This is a genomic window from Azospirillum melinis (assembly GCF_013340935.1).
Taxonomy (GTDB): domain Bacteria; phylum Pseudomonadota; class Alphaproteobacteria; order Azospirillales; family Azospirillaceae; genus Azospirillum; species Azospirillum melinis.
This window is the reverse complement of record NZ_WHOS01000002.1, coordinates 329,287-345,132: the sequence shown is the minus strand read 5'-3', so window position 1 is coordinate 345,132 and position 15,846 is coordinate 329,287. Positions and strand designations below refer to the sequence as shown.

General features: G+C 70.3%; 14 protein-coding genes and 1 riboswitch. Of the genes, 12 read left to right on the top strand and 2 right to left on the bottom strand.

Features of this window, described 5'->3' with window-relative positions:
- Positions 1–303: 303 nt before the first annotated feature.
- Together ribB and GBZ48_RS03225 are read right to left on the bottom strand one after the other, a co-directional pair.
- Positions 304–966 (bottom strand): 3,4-dihydroxy-2-butanone-4-phosphate synthase, encoded by a 663-nt coding sequence (gene ribB / locus GBZ48_RS03230; RefSeq protein WP_174469677.1) that lies wholly within the window; start codon positions 964–966, stop codon positions 304–306.
- Between the two features lie 133 nt (positions 967–1,099).
- A riboswitch (FMN riboswitch) is annotated at positions 1,100–1,265 on the bottom strand.
- A 109-nt stretch (positions 1,266–1,374) separates the two neighbouring features.
- Positions 1,375–2,361, bottom strand: a complete 987-nt coding sequence (locus GBZ48_RS03225) for a sugar-binding transcriptional regulator (RefSeq protein WP_209798241.1) — start codon at positions 2,359–2,361, stop codon at positions 1,375–1,377.
- Between the two features lie 147 nt (positions 2,362–2,508).
- Between GBZ48_RS03225 and GBZ48_RS03220 the strand changes: the two genes are divergently transcribed.
- The 12 genes from GBZ48_RS03220 to GBZ48_RS03165 all read left to right on the top strand — a co-directional run bounded on the left by GBZ48_RS03220 (position 2,509) and on the right by GBZ48_RS03165 (position 15,820).
- A complete protein-coding gene (locus GBZ48_RS03220; RefSeq protein WP_199235320.1) occupies positions 2,509–3,456 on the top strand; it encodes a sugar ABC transporter substrate-binding protein in 948 nt (315 codons plus the stop codon).
- A gap of 79 nt (positions 3,457–3,535) precedes the next feature.
- Positions 3,536–5,074, top strand: coding sequence for a sugar ABC transporter ATP-binding protein (locus GBZ48_RS03215; RefSeq protein ID WP_174469676.1), 1,539 nt, complete (start codon positions 3,536–3,538; stop codon positions 5,072–5,074).
- Positions 5,071–6,060 (top strand): ABC transporter permease, encoded by a 990-nt coding sequence (locus GBZ48_RS03210; RefSeq protein WP_174469675.1) that lies wholly within the window; start codon positions 5,071–5,073, stop codon positions 6,058–6,060. The genes GBZ48_RS03215 and GBZ48_RS03210 overlap by 4 nt, the downstream gene beginning before the upstream one ends.
- Positions 6,061–6,074: 14 nt before the next feature.
- Positions 6,075–7,148 (top strand): thiamine pyrophosphate-dependent dehydrogenase E1 component subunit alpha, encoded by a 1,074-nt coding sequence (locus tag GBZ48_RS03205; protein ID WP_209798242.1) that lies wholly within the window; start codon positions 6,075–6,077, stop codon positions 7,146–7,148.
- Between the two features lie 11 nt (positions 7,149–7,159).
- A complete protein-coding gene (locus GBZ48_RS03200) occupies positions 7,160–8,155 on the top strand; it encodes an alpha-ketoacid dehydrogenase subunit beta (RefSeq protein ID WP_098736834.1) in 996 nt (331 codons plus the stop codon).
- Positions 8,152–9,486 (top strand): acetoin dehydrogenase dihydrolipoyllysine-residue acetyltransferase subunit, encoded by a 1,335-nt coding sequence (locus GBZ48_RS03195; RefSeq protein WP_209798243.1) that lies wholly within the window; start codon positions 8,152–8,154, stop codon positions 9,484–9,486. Before GBZ48_RS03200 ends, GBZ48_RS03195 begins: the two co-directional genes overlap by 4 nt.
- Positions 9,479–9,814, top strand: coding sequence for a carboxymuconolactone decarboxylase family protein (locus GBZ48_RS03190; protein WP_174469674.1), 336 nt, complete (start codon positions 9,479–9,481; stop codon positions 9,812–9,814). Before GBZ48_RS03195 ends, GBZ48_RS03190 begins: the two co-directional genes overlap by 8 nt.
- Before the next feature lie 70 nt (positions 9,815–9,884).
- Entirely contained in the window at positions 9,885–11,423 is a 1,539-nt protein-coding gene (locus GBZ48_RS03185) for an FGGY-family carbohydrate kinase (protein WP_174469673.1), read from the top strand.
- Complete coding sequence (locus GBZ48_RS03180) at positions 11,420–12,166, top strand: SDR family NAD(P)-dependent oxidoreductase (protein WP_174469672.1); 747 nt, start codon at positions 11,420–11,422, stop codon at positions 12,164–12,166. The genes GBZ48_RS03185 and GBZ48_RS03180 overlap by 4 nt, the downstream gene beginning before the upstream one ends.
- A 15-nt stretch (positions 12,167–12,181) precedes the next feature.
- The gene (locus tag GBZ48_RS03175) at positions 12,182–12,964 is read left to right on the top strand and encodes an SDR family NAD(P)-dependent oxidoreductase (protein ID WP_174469671.1); all 783 of its coding nucleotides are present in this window, start codon (positions 12,182–12,184) and stop codon (positions 12,962–12,964) included.
- Positions 12,965–13,088: 124 nt separating this feature from the next.
- Positions 13,089–14,243: an HlyD family secretion protein gene (locus GBZ48_RS03170; RefSeq protein ID WP_174469670.1), complete on the top strand. Its 1,155-nt coding sequence runs from the start codon at positions 13,089–13,091 to the stop codon at positions 14,241–14,243.
- The gene (locus GBZ48_RS03165) at positions 14,240–15,820 is read left to right on the top strand and encodes an MFS transporter (RefSeq protein WP_174469669.1); all 1,581 of its coding nucleotides are present in this window, start codon (positions 14,240–14,242) and stop codon (positions 15,818–15,820) included. The genes GBZ48_RS03170 and GBZ48_RS03165 overlap by 4 nt, the downstream gene beginning before the upstream one ends.
- Positions 15,821–15,846: the final 26 nt, after the last annotated feature.

The following is a 15,846-nucleotide window of genomic DNA, read 5'->3' as shown; positions in this document are numbered from 1 at the left end:
CGGTCATGGCGGGCGTGAACTCCGGTGATCCGTGGTGAGACTGCTTCAGCACCAGAATCATACACGAATTCAGTGGATTAGCCTTGCGCCCGCCGCCCCTTGCGCCAGCCCTGATGAATTATTCGGGTTAGGCGCCTGTTGATCGACATGATGGTCCCGGAGGCGCAGCGCACCGTCATCGGCGCCTTTCTCGACTCCCTGTAACCAACAGCTCTTCCTGAACGTGCCACCCATCGCCGAAGCGCCCTGCCGGAAGCATTCGCTCCGACAGGGCGGTCCCCGTTTGCCTGTGGCTGGACCCGGTCAGCGCTCCGATTGCAGGCTGCTCTCCGCCACCAGATCGGCGATGCTGACGATGGGCATCGACTGTTCCTCGGCGAAGGCGATCAGCTCCGGCAGGCGGGCCATGGTGCCGTCCGGGTTCATCACCTCGCAGAGGACGCCTGCCGCCTTGCGTCCGGCCCGCGCCATCAGCTCGATGGTGGCTTCCGTGTGGCCGCGGCGGGCCGCCAGCCCTTGCGGATGGGCGCGGATCGGGAAGACATGGCCCGGCCGCGCCAGATCCTCCGGACGGCAGTCGTCGGCAATCGCGGTGCGGATCGTCGTCACCCGGTCGGCCGCCGAGACGCCGGTGGTGACGCCCTCGCGCGCTTCGATGGACACGGTGAAGGCGGTTCCGAAGCGCGAGCTGTTGGCCGGCACCATCGCCGGCAGCTCCAGCCGTTGCAGATGCTCGTCGGGCAGGATCAGGCAGACGATGCCGCTGCACGCGCGGATCAGCAGAGCCATCTGCTCGACGGTGATGCTGTCGGCCGGGTAGATGATGTCGCCTTCATTCTCGCGGTCGTCGTCATCGACCACGATCACCCCTTGCCCCTGCCGAAGGCTGTCGAGGGCGCGGGCGACGCGTTCGCCCGGCGTGCCGAAGCGGGCGAGAAGATCGTTCTGACGGTAAATCTGATTCATGGTTCTCACATCCACTGAAGGGTGAGCCTGAATCAGGGCGCAAAGAGACCTCCAGCGCGCCGGACCGGAACCCGACGCGATGGCGCGAACCGACGACGGCGGGCCTGCTCGCGGCAAGCCACCGGCGCGGTCTGCTCATTCTCTTCCATCCGGACTGTAACCGTCGGCCCCGGCCTCACACCGGGTCTGCTGACCTCACCGTCTATTGGGACCGCCAAAAGCCGGTGAGCGCTCGCGGGCTCCCCTTCTGTCGAAGGGATACCGCCGGTCGGGAGTTTCACCCTGCCCTGAGAACAAGCCTATGCCCGCCGACCGGGATCGGTCGACCCACCCACCATTCCGCAACCCAACAGCCGCTGTCAAGGGAGCTTGGCGGCCCTTTCCACCGGGCGGCGGTGCCGCACTGCCTCATTTCACCAGCTCCAGCGCGGTGTCGCCGTCGACGATCAGGGCGCGCGCCACCCCGCTGGCGAGGAAGGCACGGGCGGCCTGCAGCTTGGTCCGGCCTGCCACCAGCGCCACCGTGTAGGTCTGCTTCAGCCCGTCGAGACCGAGCGCCAGCGTGCGGTGGTTCAGCGGATGATCGACCGCCTTGCCGTCCTGATCGAAGAACAGCCCGTTGGTGTCGCCGACCGCCCCGGCCGCCCGCAGCTCCGCCAGTTCGGTGGCGCTGATCATGCCCTGCGTCCGCAGGAGCGACGCCTCGCGCAGCTCGCCGATGGAGATGTAGGCCACCGTCGTCGACCGCGCCAACTGGAGCGCCGTCTGCACCGACTGCTGCGACAGCAGCACGTCGCGCGCCTCCAGGCTGTCGGCGATGAAGGGCACCGGCAGGAAATAGCCCTCAGCCCCGGTGGTCCGCGCCAGCGCATGCACCACGTCGAACGGGTTGTAGGCCGAGCGCGCGGTCAGCGACCCCATCAGGCTGATGAATTTCGCCCGCGGCGCGCTGACCCCGGCCATCTGCAAGGTCATCTGCTCCAGCGTCCGGCCCCAGCCGGTGCCGACCACCGCCTCCTCCGTCTCCGCCAGATGGCGGCGCAGATGGGCGGCGGCGGCGGCCCCCACCGCCCGGAAGGCGAAGGGGGCGAGCAGCGCGTCGTCGCGGTCGCCGCCGGCATCCTGGGTCAGGGCCGGCGTGCAGATGCAGACATCGAGCCCATAGCGCTCGCGGATCGCCTCCTCCACCGGCAGCAGCCCGACATTCGCGGAATTGATGGTGATGCTGACCATGCCGCTGTCGCGGGCGTCGGACAGCAGCTTGTTGACCCGCGCCCGGGTGACGCCCAGCCGCCGCGCCGCCGCCTCCTGGTTCAGGCCGCCGACATAGTACAGCCAAGCCGCCCGCGCCATCAGCACCTCGTCCTCCGGCCCCTCGCTGGTCCCGTTCCGCATCGCGCGCTTCCCCCTCTACCCCTATCAGGTGACAAATGTATCTGGTGTTGACATTTGTCACGCCCCACCACAAGCTCATCGTCGCCGGCGCAAGACCGGCATCGAGAATTCGCCAGCCAGATAGCTGGCAATGGGAGGAGAATGGAAATGAAAAACCGGCTTTCCGGAATGCTTGCGGCTGTCTCGATGGTCGCGATGATGACCGCCGCGGGTGCGGCGCAGGCCCTCGACATCGCCTGGGTCCATGCCAACGCCGCCGCCCAGTCCGAACAGCGGGTGAAGGCCGGTTTCGACGCCTGGACCAAGCAGAGCGGCAAGACCGACTGGAAGATCAGCGTACTCGACAGCGGCGGCTCGGGCGAGGCGACCGCCTCCAACATCCAGGACGCCGCCAACCGCGGCGTGAAGGCCATCGTCATCACCATGGCCGACCTGCGCGCCAGCCGTGCAGCGCTCGACGCCGCCAAGGCCGCGAAGATCCCGGTCTTCGCCGTCGATTCCGGCTATGTCGACGGGGTTCTGGTCGATGTGACCACCAACAACTGGGCGATGTCGGCGAACGTCTCGGTCTATCTGCTCGACCAGATGGGCGGGCAGGGCAACCTCGTCTTCCTGCGCATGGCGGAGCACCACGGCACCCGCAAGCGCGGCGACGTGATGGCGACGGTGCTGAAGGAATATTCGGGCGTGAAGGTGCTGGCGGAGCACAACATCAACTACACCGCCTTCTTCGAGGACACCAACCGCACGATGGAGGATTACGTCGCGCGCTTCGGCAACACCATCACCGCTGTCTGGGCGCCGTGGGACGAGCCGGCGCAGGCCGCTGTCAACGTCATCAAGGGTGCCGGGCTGAAGAACGTGAAGGTGATCGGCATCGACGGCCATCCGCAGGCGGTCGCCGAGGTCTGCAAGCCCGACAGCCCGATGATCGCCACCGTGCGCCAGCCTTTCGAGGAGATGGGCAAGACCGTCGGCCAGTGGCTCGACGACGTGGTGGTGAAGGGCAAGCCCGCCGCCGAGGTGATCCCGACCAAGACCGTCTATCTCGACGCGCCGCTGATCACCAAGCAGAACTGCAAGCAGTTCATGTGACCGGGTGCCGCCGGCCCAGGGTGGCGGACCCCTCCGCACCCGGGCCGGCGGCGGCAGGCTTCATTCCCTGGAGGTCGCCATGGAAATCCATCTGGCCGACATCGCCATGCAGTTTCCGGGAACGCGGGCGCTGGACGGCGTGGACGTCGTCTTCCGCAGCGACGAGGTGCATGGCCTGATCGGCGAGAACGGCGCCGGCAAATCGACGCTGGTCAGCATCCTGGGCGGCAGCCTTCAGCCCAGCGGCGGCAGCCTCTCCATCGACGGGCGCAGCGTCCGCTTCGGCTCGCCGCAGGACGCGCTGTCGCAGGGCATCGCCCATGTCAGCCAGGAGGGCAGCCTCGTCCCCGGCCTGACCGGGGCGGAGAACATCCTGCTCGGCGTCGAGCCGCGCCGCATCGGCGGCATGATCCGCGCCTCGGCCCTGAAGGCCCAGGCCGCGGCGCTGCTCGCCACATGGTTTCCGCAGGTCGACATCGACCTCGGCTGCCCGGTGGCCGAGCTGCCGATGGCCGACCGCAAGGTGATCGAGATCGTCCGCGCGCTGCGCGGCTCCGCCCGCATCGTCATCCTCGACGAGCCGACCGCGACGCTGCCCGCCCGCGAGAAGGAGCAGCTGTGGGCGATCATCCGCACGCTGCCGGCCCGCGGCGTCGGCGTGGTGCTGATCAGCCATTTCCTGTCGGAGATCAAGGCGCTGTCGCACCGCATCACCGTGCTGCGCGATGGCCGGCGCATCTGCACGGAGTCCGCCGACGCGCTCGACGAGCAGATGCTGGTGGACATGATGCTGCGCCGCAGCGGCTCCGGCCCGCAGCGCAAGTCCGAAGAGGCGGCGCGGGCAAGCCGCGGCGAGGTCGTGCTCGACATCCGCGACTGGCGGGTCGGACGGCTGCATGTGCCGCACTTCACCCTGCATGCCGGCGAGATCGTCGGGCTGATCGGACTGACCGGCGCCGGCCATTTCGGCTTCGCCCGCTCGCTGCACAGCCCGTCCGGCGTGCGTTGTGCCGGGCTGGCGGTCGGCGGCCGGCCGGTCAAGCCGGGACCGCCCGCCCACATGCAGGCGGCCGGCATCGCGCTGGTCCCCGACCACCGCATGGAATATGCGCTGATCGGCGAGTGGACGCTGCGCGAGAATCTGGCGATGGTCCATCCCGGCCATGGCGCCATCGCCGCCGGCATCCTGTCGCCCGGCCGGGAGGAGGCGGAATCCCGCCGCATCATGCGCCTTCTCAACGTGAAGGCCCATTCCTCCGGCCAGCTTCTGCGCACGCTGTCGGGCGGCAACAAGCAGAAGATCTCCATCGGCAAATGGCTCTACGGCGCCGAGGGCCGCTACCGCGTGATGATCTTCATCGAGCCGACCGAGGGCGTCGACATCGGCGCCAAGGCCGAGATCTACGCCGAGATGCGGCGCCTTGCCGCCACCGGCGTGGGGATCGTCATCGCGTCCTCCGACCTGCTGGAGATCGAGGCGCTGGCGCACCGCGTCATCCCCTTCCATCACCTGCGGCCCGGCCCGGAAATCCCCGGCACCGGCTTTTCCGAGAGCGCGTTCATCGCCGCCATCTCCGGAGCCGTCCCGGAGACTGCAAAATCAGGAATTCCCGCATGACCGACACCGCCACCGGATCCCTCCCCAGCCATGACCGGCTGTTCGGGCTGCGCAAGGAGCATGTTCAGCGCTACAGCACGCTGGTCGTGCTGGTCGCCATGTTCCTGGTCTTCTCGCTCGGCGTCGACCGCTTCCTGACCGGACAGAACCTGCTGAACATCGCGCAGCAGATCTCGATGCTGACCATCGTCGGCGCCGGCCTGACCTTCGGCTTCGCCGCCCGCGAGATGGATCTGTCGGTCGGTTACACCGTCGGCCTTGCCGGCGTGCTGGTGCCGCTGCTGCTGGTCAAGGGCGTGCCTCTGCCGCTCGCCCTGCTGGCCGGGCTAGGCGCCGGGCTTGCCGTGGGGGCAGTGAATGCGATCCTCGTGACGCTGGTCGGCATCCCGTCGCTGATCGCGACGCTGGCCGTCGGTTCCATCCTCTACGGCATCAACTTCCTGATGACCGGCGGCCGGGCGATCTATGGCGGGCTGGATGAGGTCTATCTCTGGCTCGGCCAGGGGCGCGTCGCCGGCATCCCGGTCCTTGCCTTCTTCATGCTGGCCGCGGTGCTGGTCGCCTGGTTCGTCATGGAGCGGACGATCTTCGGCCGCTACATCTACGCCGTCGGCGGCAACCAGAAGGCGGCCGAGCTGTCCGGCATCCGGGTGCGCAAGTACCGCGCCGCCGCCCTCGTCGTCTGTTCCCTCTTCGCGGTGATGGCCGGCACGCTGCTCGCCGCCCGGCTCGGCTCCGGCCAGCCGAACGCCGGCGAGCGCTATCTGCTCGATGGGCTGGCGACGGTCTTCATCGGCATGACCATGTTCCGGCCGGGCACCGCCACCGTGCCCGGCACCTTCTTCGGCGCGCTCTTCATCGGGGTCATCAACAACGGCCTCAACCTGATGGGGATGGACACCTACATCCAGGCGATCGTGAAGGGCGTCATCATCCTTGCCGCCGTCGCCGTCGTCTCGCGCAGCACCAAGCTCAACCTTCTTTGAAATCGGAGTCTTCGATGTACGAGGCTGACCTCCGGGCCACGGCCGGCCGCACCATGGCGGGCCGGGTCGGGGCGGGCGCCAACACGCGCCTTCCCGAACTCTACCGGACGATGCGCCGGATCCGCACCTTCGAGGAGCGTGTGGGCGAACTGTTCGTCCGCGGCCAGTCGGCCGGTTCCATGCTGCACCTGTCGATCGGCGAGGAAAGCGCCGCCGCCGGTGTCTGCGCGCACTTGCGCGACGGCGACAGCTTCACCACCCACCACCGCGGCCACGGCATCTTCCTCGCCCGCGGCGCCGACCCGGCCCGCATGATGGCGGAGATCGGCGGCAAGGAAGCCGGCTATTGCCACGGCAAGGGCGGGTCGATGCACATCGCCGACATGGGGCTGGGCCATCTCGGCGCCAACGCCATCGTCGGCGGCGGCATCCCCGCGGTGGTCGGCGCCGGCCTCTCCGCCCGCCACCACAAGACCGGCGCCGTCAGCGTCGCCTTCTTCGGCGACGGCGCCACCGGCCAGGGCATCCTCTACGAGAGCATGAACATGGCCGCCCTGTGGGGCCTGCCCTGCGTCTTCGTCTGCATCAACAACCAGTATGGCATGGGCACCAACATCGCCCAGGCGACCGCCAACCCCAACCTGCACGAACGCGCCGCCGCCTTCGGCCTCGCGGCGGAGACGGTGGACGGCCTCGACGTCGAGGCGGTGGCCGAGGCCGCCGAACGGCTGGTCGAGGGCGCGCGGGCCGGCAAGCCCGCCTTCCTGGCGGTGTCCTGCTACCGCTTCTACGGCCATGCCCGCAAGGACAAGTCGCCCTACCGCGACCCGGTGGAGGAAGAGGCCGGCCGCCGCCAGGATCCGGTCGCCTTCGCCCGCGCGGCCCTGATCGACCGCGGGCTGGAGTCGGAGAGCGAGCTGGACCGGCTGGATGGCGAGATCGGCGCCGAGATGGACGCGACCATCGACTTCACCGTGGCGCAGACCGAGCCACCGCTCGCCTCGATGTTCCGCGACGTCTATGCGCCCGAGGAACCCGAACCCGAACCGGTGCGCGCCCGCATCGACCGCGTTCTGGCGCGGGACTGAGGAGACCACCAATGGCACTTCAGGAACTGACCTATCGCGATGCCCTGCGCAAGGCGCTGGCCGACGCGATGACCGAAAACCCGGACGTGGTGATCCTCGGCGAGGAGGTCGGCCGCTATGGCGGCGCCTATGGCGTCACCAAGGATCTGATCAAGGAGTTCGGGGCGGAGCGGGTGATCGACACGCCGATCTCCGAACCGGCCATCGTCGGCGCCGCGGTCGGTGCGGCGATGACCGGCCTGCGCCCGGTGGCGGAGCTGATGTATGTCGATTTCATCGGCATGACCATGGACCAGCTCGCCAACCAGGCCGCCAAGATCCGCTACATGTTCGGCGGCCAGATCGGCGTGCCGATGGTTCTGCGCACCCAGGGCGGCACCGGGCGGTCGGCCGGCGCCCAGCACAGCCAGAGCCTGGAAGCCTATGTGATGCACACGCCGGGCCTGCGGCTGGCGATGCCCGCCACGGTGGCCGACGCCTATCACCTGCTGCGCATGGCGCTGACCAAGCCCGACCCGGTCGTCTTCATCGAGCACAAGGCGCTCTACACCATGAAGGAGACCGTGGACCTCGACGCCGAGCCGCTGGCCTGGGGCAAGGCGGCTGTGCGGCGCGAGGGGCGCGATCTGGTCATCGTCACCTATTCCCGCCAGCTGCATTACTGCCTGGAGGCGGCGCGGCAGCTGTCGGCCCGGGGCGTCGAGGCGACGGTGATCGACATCCGCACGCTGAACCCGCTCGATTTCGACACCATCCGCGCCCATGTCGAGCGCACCGGCCGCGCCATGGTGGTCAGCGAGGGCGTGATGACCGCGGGCGTCGCGGCCGAGCTGTCGGCGCGCATCACCGAGGAATGCTTCGACTTCCTTGAGGATCCGGTGGTCCGCGTTGCCGGAGAGGACATCCCGATCTCGGTGTCGACCGCGCTGGAGGCCGGATCGGTGCCCGGCCCGCAGCTGATCGCCGACACCGCTCTCCGGATGCTGGCCGGACGGGTGCCGGCATGACGACCCTCAGTACCACGACCCTTACCCTGACCATGCCGCGTCTCGGCGAGACGATGGAGGAGGGCGTCATCGTCGGCTGGCTGGTCGAGCCGGGACAGCAGTTCCGCCGCGGCGACGCCATCCTGGAGCTGGAAACCGACAAGACCGTCGTCGAATATCCCGCCCTTGGCGACGGCCGTCTCGACGGGACTCTGGTGTCGGCCGGCGACCGCGTGCCGGTCGGCGCCCCGATTGCCCGTGTCGCCGTCCTGTCGGCCGAGGACTGGGCTGCCGCCCTGCCCGACACGGCCTCGCCCGACGCCGCCGAAGCCGCGGCTGAAGCAGCCCCTGCGGCCGGCGCACCGGCAGCGCCATCCGCGCCCGCCAGTGCCACCGCCGCCACGCCGGCTCCGGAACGCCGCTTCGACGACCGGCTGCGCGCCACGCCGACCGCAAGGCGGCTGGCCCGCCAGCAGGGCGTCGCGCTGGAGACTCTCCATGGCAGCGGCCGGCGCGGCCGGATCGAACGGGCCGATGTCGAGCTTGCCGCCAACACCGACGCTCCCGCCTCGGCTGCCGACCTGCGCTGGCTCGACACGCCGGCCGGCCGGCTCGCCTATGCGCAGGCCGGAAGCACGGGGCCGGTGCATCTGCTGGTCCATGGCTTCGCCGGCGACCGCACCGCCTGGGCCAATCTGGCCTCGGGTCTCGCCCGCTCCGGCAAGCGCGTCGTGATGCCCGACCTGCCCGGCCATGGCGCGACCGCCATCGAGGCGGCGGATGTGGACGGGCTGGCCGCCGCGGTGGCGGCGCTGGCGGAAAGCCTGCCCGGACCGCTGGTTCTGGTCGGCCATTCGCTGGGCGCCGCCGCCGCCGTTCACGCCGCCCGCCGGCTCGGCGACCGGGTTTCACGCCTCGTGCTGCTCACCCCCGCCGGCTGCGGGCCGAGGATCGGTGCCGAGTTCGTCCATGGCATGGCCGCGGCGGAAACCACGGGAGAGGTCTCGCATCTGCTGCGCCTGCTGGGACCGCGCGGCGGCCAGCTGTCCGACGCCGCGCTTGTCGCCATGGCACGCGAGATGGGCCGGGGACGCCTGCGCACGCTCGCGACGGCCCTCGCCACTGCCGACGGCCGGCAGCGGATCGACCTGCTGCGCCCGCTGGCGGAGCTGGCGGAGCGCATCCCCGTCCGCGCCGTCTTCGGCCTGGACGACCGCATCGTGTCCGCGACCGACGCGCTCAACCTGCCGCCGCGCGTGGCGGCCCATTTCCTGCCGTCCGGCCATATGCCGCAGTGGGATGCCCCGCGCGAGGTCGCGGCCCTGATCGACGAGGAGACCCAGCATGGATGACGCAAAGACCGATCTGGCGGCGGCGAAGGCGCGGCTCGGCGCCTTCGCCAAGGCTTCCCCCGCCCTGATGAAGGGCTTCGCCGAGGTCAGCCGCACGGCCAGCGCCGCCGGCTCCTTCACCTCCGCCCAGAAGGAGCTGATGGCGGTGGCGATCTCCGTCGCCACCCGCTGCGAGGACTGCATCCTCTACCATGTCGACGGTGCCCGCCGGCACGGCGCCGCCGAGGCCGACCTAGTCGAGGCGCTTGAGGTCGCGGTCGAGATGGGCGGCGGTCCCGCCGTGATGTATGCCGGCAAGGCGCTGGCGGCGTTCCGCTCGCTCGGCTGAGGGGAGAGGGGATATCGGCGTCCATAAGGTGGCCCGCAAAGGGCTGCGTGTCTTCAGGGAGGATAAGGGAATGGCCTATTACCTGACCGCCGACGGCGGCACCGAGAGCCTGCGGGCGCGCATCTACGACCTGACCGGACGCTGCCTCGGCCAGAAGGCCGTCGCCTACGACACGCAGTTCGGTCCCGGTGCCAGGGCGGAGCAGGACCCGGAGGACTGGTGGCGGGCGCTGGCCGAGGCCACCCGCGGCGCCGTCGCCGATGCCGGCATCGATGCGGCGGAGATCGAGGCGATGTGCTTCGCCACCACCTGCTGCACCGTCGTGGCGCTCGACGCCGACGGCCGGGCGCTGCGCCCGGCGCTGCTGTGGATGGACGTGCGCGCCCATGCCGAGGCGGAGGCGGTGCTCGCCACCGGCGACCCGGCGCTGAAGATCAACGGCGCCGGCCGCGGCCCGGTCTCCGCGGAATGGATGATCCCCAAGGCGCTGTGGCTGAAGCGGAACGAGCCGGCGACCTTCGCCGCCGCCCACACCATCTGCGAATACCAGGATTTCCTCACCCTGCGCCTGACCGGCGAACGGGTGGCCAGCCTCGACAATGCCGGCCTGCGCTGGCACTACTCCAGCCGCGACGGCGGCTGGGCGCGCGGCATCCTCAAGGCGCTTGACCTCGAAGAGCTTGAGGGCAAATGGCCGGCCCGCGTGCTGGCTCCCGGCGCGGTGGTCGGCACGCTGACGACCGAAGCCGCCGCCATCCTCGGGCTGCGGCCGTCGGTCAGGCTGGTGCAGGGCGGGGCGGATGCGCTGATCGGCATGATCGGGCTCGGCGTCGCCCAGCCGGGCCAGCTCGCACTCATCACCGGATCCTCGCATCTGCAATTCGGCGTCACCGAGGCGCCGCTGCACGCGCCCGGCGTCTGGGGCAGCTATCCCGACATCGTCTATCCCGGCCGCTGGATCGTCGAGGGCGGCCAGACCTCCACCGGCTCCATCGTCAACTGGCTGCGCCGCTTCAGCGGCGGCACGCTCGACCTCGCCGCCCTGAACGCCAGGGCGGCGGCGCTGGAGCCGGGATCGGACGGGCTGCTGGTGCTCGACCATTTCCAGGGCAACCGCACCCCCTACACCGACCCGCTCAGCCGCGGCGCCATCGTCGGGCTGACGCTGGCCCATGAACCGCACCATGTCTTCCGCGCCATCGTCGAGGGCATCGGCTTCGGCACCCGCGCCATCCTCGACGCCTTCCGGGCCGGCGGCTACAGCTCGACCGAGATCACGGTCGGCGGCGGCGCCACCGCCTCGCAGCTGTGGATGCAGATCCATGCCGACACCGCCGGCCTGCCGGTGCGCATCCCGGCCTCCGCCGACGCGCCCTCCACCGGTTCGGCGGTGCTGGCCGCCCATGGCGCCGGCCGCTTCGCCAGCATCGACGAGGGCATCGCCGCGATGGTCCGCCCCGGCACCAGCATCGAACCGCGCCCGCGCGAATCCGCCCTCTACGAAGAGATCTACCAGCGCTATCTCGCCCTCTACCCGGCGCTGAAGGGCGTGCTGAACGGGCCGGTGCCAACGCCTGCCGCAACTCCGGTCAGGGAGCCCGCGGCATGAAGGAGTTCGATCTTAGCGGCCGGCTCGCCGTCGTCACCGGCGGGGCCGCCGGCATCGGCCAGTCCATCGTCCGCGTCCTGACGGAGGCCGGCGCCCGCGTCGCCATCCTCGACCGCGACGGCGAGGCCGCCCGACGGCTGGCGGACGAGATCGGCGGGCTCGCCTACACCCTCGACGTCACCGACGCCCAGGCGGCCGAGGAGACCGCCGCCCGTCTGGTCGCCGAGGCCGGCGTGCCGCACATCCTCGTCAACAACGCCGGCATCGTCCACAACGGGCCGGCGCTGGAGGTCGATCTGGCCGATTGGCGCCGGGTGATCGACGTCAACCTGCACGGCGTCTTCCACACCGCCCGCGCCTTCGGCCGCCCGATGGTCGAAGCGGGCAGGGGATCGGTCGTCAACATCGGCTCGATGTGCGGCGAGATCGTCGTCCATCCGCAGCCCCAGGCCGCCTACAACGCCGCCAAGGCCGGCGTCAACCTGCTGACCAAGTCGCTGGCGGTGGAATGGGCCGGCCGGGTGCGGGTGAATGCCGTCGCTCCCGGCTACACCGCCACCGAACTGACCCTGGCCGGCCGCTCCCGCCCCGAATGGTTCGAGCGCTGGCTCGCCGCCACGCCGATGGGCCGGCTGGGCGAGCCGCGCGAGGTGGCGCTGGCCGTCGCCTTCCTCGCCTCCGACGCGGCGAGCTACATCACCGGAACCGTCCTGGCTGTCGATGGCGGCTACACCGCTTTCTGAAGGGAGAACAAGGATATGGCACAGGGCAACAGGGCACAGGGCCACAGGACACAGGGAAAGATCGCGCTGGTCACCGGCGCCAGCCGCGGCATCGGCCGCGCCATCGCTCTCGGACTGGCGGCGCGCGGCTTCGATCTCGCGCTGAACGACATCGCCCGGCAGGCCGGCGCGCTGGCCGAGACGGCGGGAGAGGCGCGGGCACAAGGCGTCCGCGTGGTCGAGCTGCACGCCGACGTGTCGGCGAAGGACGAGGTGCAGGCGATGGTGGACCGCGCCGTGGCCGAACTCGGCACCATCCACGCGCTGGTCAACAATGCCGGCATCCTGATCGCCGCGACGGTGGAGGACTGCCCGGAAACCGCCTGGGATCAGGTGATGGACGTGAACGCCAAGGGCACCTTCCTCGTCACCCAGGCGGTGCTGCCGCTGATGAAGGCGCAGGGCTACGGCCGCATCTGCAACATCGCCTCCATCGGCGGCAAGCACGGCGCGCCGGAACAGGCGCATTACTCGGCGTCGAAGGCGGCGGTGATGGGCTTCACCCGCGTGCTGGCGCAGGAGGTCGGGCCGCTCGGCATCACCGCCAACTGCGTCTGCCCCGGCATCATCCTGACCGACATGGGCCGGGTGAACCTCGACGATCCGGCCATCCGCGACGGCTGGAAGGCCAAGACCGCCATGGCGCGGATCGGTGCGCCGGAGGATGTCGCCGGACCGGTGGCCTTCTTCTGCTCCGACGACAGCGCCTTCGTCACCGGCCAGACGCTGAACGTCGACGGCGGCATCGTCCTGTCCTGACCGGTCCCAAGCGGGGCTACACCTTGGTGCAAGGCGCTTTTCCGCGGGCCATCGCGTAGGGTCGGCCTGTCGAGGCGGTCCGGCCGGACCGTTCCGGCAGGCCGATTCCGATGGAGAGCCCCGCATGACCGATGCCGCAGCGCCACCCCAGCCAGTGGGCCAGCAAGCGGTCCAGCAACCACCTCCGGCTCCTCCTCCCCCGGCCGCCCCGCCGCCGGTGGCCTGGAGCCCTTGGGTGGTGCGGCTGGCGGTGCTGGGGCTGGCGGTTGTGCTGCTGGTGGCCTTCGCCACGCGCTGGGACCGCTGGCTCGGCTCCGCCGCGCGCCAGACCACCAACGACGCCTATCTCCAGGCCGACATCACCCCGCTGTCGGCCCAGGTGGCGGGCGTCGTCCGCGACATGCCGGTCGGCGACTTCCAGCGGGTGAAGGCCGGCGATCCGGTGGCGACCATCGTCGACGACGACTACCGCGCCCGCGTGCAGCAGGCCGACGCGGCGCTGGAGGCCGCCGATGCCGCCATCGCCCAGCTCGACATCCAGAAGCGCACCCAGCGCGCCCTGGTCGATCAGGCCGAGGCGAACGTCCACGGGCTGGAGGCCGAGGCGTGGCGGGCGCGGCTGGAGGAGGCGCGCCAGCGCTCCCTGACCGAACAGGGCGTGGCCGGCACGCTCCAGGCGCTGCAACAGGCGCAGGCGACCTCCCGCCGGGCCCAGGCGGCGCTGGAGGCGGGACAGGCCCAGGTCGACCAGCAGAAGGCGGCGCTCGACGGCATCGACGTGCAGGTGCGCCAGGCCAAGGCCACCCGGCTGCAACGGCAGGCCGACCTCGACCTCGCCCGCATCACGCTCGACCGCACGACGATCCGCGCCCCGGCCGACGGCATGGTCGGGCAGCGGCAGGTCCGCCCCGGCCAGTATGTCGGGCAGGGCAGCCAGATCGTCACGCTGGTGCCGCTGCCGGCGGTGTGGGTGATCGCCAACTACAAGGAAACCCAGATGACGCGGATCCGATCCGGCCTGCCGGCGACCGTTCGCGTCGACAGCTTCCCCGACGTGACGCTGACCGGCCGGGTCGCCGCCCAGTCGCCGGCCAGCGGCAGCCAGTTCGCCCTGCTTCCCCCCGACAACGCCACCGGCAACTTCACCAAGATCGTCCAGCGCATCCCGGTGAAGATCGTCCTCGACGGCCCCCACCCGTTGCAGGACCGGCTGCGGCCCGGCATGTCCGTCGTCGTCACCATCGACACCGATGGTGACGTGAAGGAGAGCGGGTCTTGAGCGTCGGTCTGGCCGGCGGGCGGCTGTCCCGCATCCTGCTGCGCCCGGCCCAGCCGATCCTGACCCACCATCCCATCGTCGGCCTGCTCGGCGTCATGCTGGGGGCGCTGATCTCCACCCTGACCTCGCGCATCACCACCTTCGGGCTGGCCGACATCCGCGGCGCCATCGGCGCCGGCTTCGACGAGGGGGCCTGGATCACCACCGCCTACACGGTGGCGCAGATGCTGGTCGCCCCGGCCGCCGCCTTCCTCGGCGTGGTGTTCGGGCCGCGCCGCGTCCTGCTGGTGTCCTCCCTGACCTACGGGCTGGCGATGCTGGCCCTGCCGCTGACCGGCACGCTGACCGGGGTGCTGACCTTCCAGCTGCTGGCCGGCCTGTCGTCGGGCACCTTCATCCCGCTGACCATCGGCTTCATCGTCCGCAATTTGCCGCCGCGCTATGTCGTCTACGGCATCGCCGTCTATGCGATGAATGTCGAGCTGTCGCTGAACTTCGCCGCCTCGGTCGAGGGCTGGGTGATCGAGCATCTCGACTGGCGCTGGCTGTTCTGGGACACGGCCCTGCTGGCGCCGCTGATGGCGCTGTGCGTCCATTTCGGCATGCCGGCCGAGCCGGTCCGCCGCGACCTGCTGAAGGACGGCGACTGGTGGGGCATCGCCTATGCCAGCCTCGGCTTCGCCCTGCTCTATGCCGGGCTCGACCAGGGCAACCGGCTGGACTGGTTCAACTCCGGCCTGATCACCGGCCTGTTCCTCGCCGGCGGCCTGCTGGTAACCGCCTTCGTCGTGCAGGAGCTGACCTGCCCCAAGCCCTGGATCACCTTCAGCGCGCTCTTCCGCGGCAACATCCCGCTGCTGTGCCTGCTGCTGGTTCTGCTGCGGCTGATCATGCTGTCCACCGCCTATCTGGTCCCGCAATTCCTGATCACGGTGAACAATTACCGGGCGCTGGAGGTGGGGGATACGCTGCTGCTGATAGCATTGCCGCAGTTCCTGCTGGCGCCGCTGGTCGGCACGCTGCTGCGCCATGCCGATCCGCGGGTGGTGATGGCGGCGGGCTTCGCCGCGGTGGGGACCGCCTGCTGGCTCGCCTCGCACCTGACGGCCGACTGGGTCGGCGCCGATTTCCTGCCATCGCAGATGCTCCAGGCCTTCGGCCAGTCCTTCGCCATGACCTCGCTGATCTACTTCAACATCAAGAACCTGTCCCAGGCCCACATCCTGGCGCTGGGCGCCCTGCTGCAGACCTCGCGCCTGCTGGGCGGCGAGCTGGGTGCCGCCTTCATGCAGACCTTCGTCCGCGTGCGCGAGCAGTTCCACAGCTTCCGGCTGGTGTCCGACGTGGTGGCCGGCGGCACCGACACCGTCCACCGGCTGGCCGGCGGCATGGCGCGGCTCGCCGCCCGCTCCACCGGGTCTGAGGAGGCGACCGACCGTGCCCTGTCGCTGCTGGCGGCGGCGGTGCGCAAGCAGGCTTACGTGCTGGCCTACATCGACGGCTTCGTCGTCATCGCCTGGTTCATCGTCGGCGGCCTGCTGCTGATCGCCCTGCTGCGGCCCGCCCCGAAACAGTAGGGGTGGTCAGACTCCGACCACCCCTC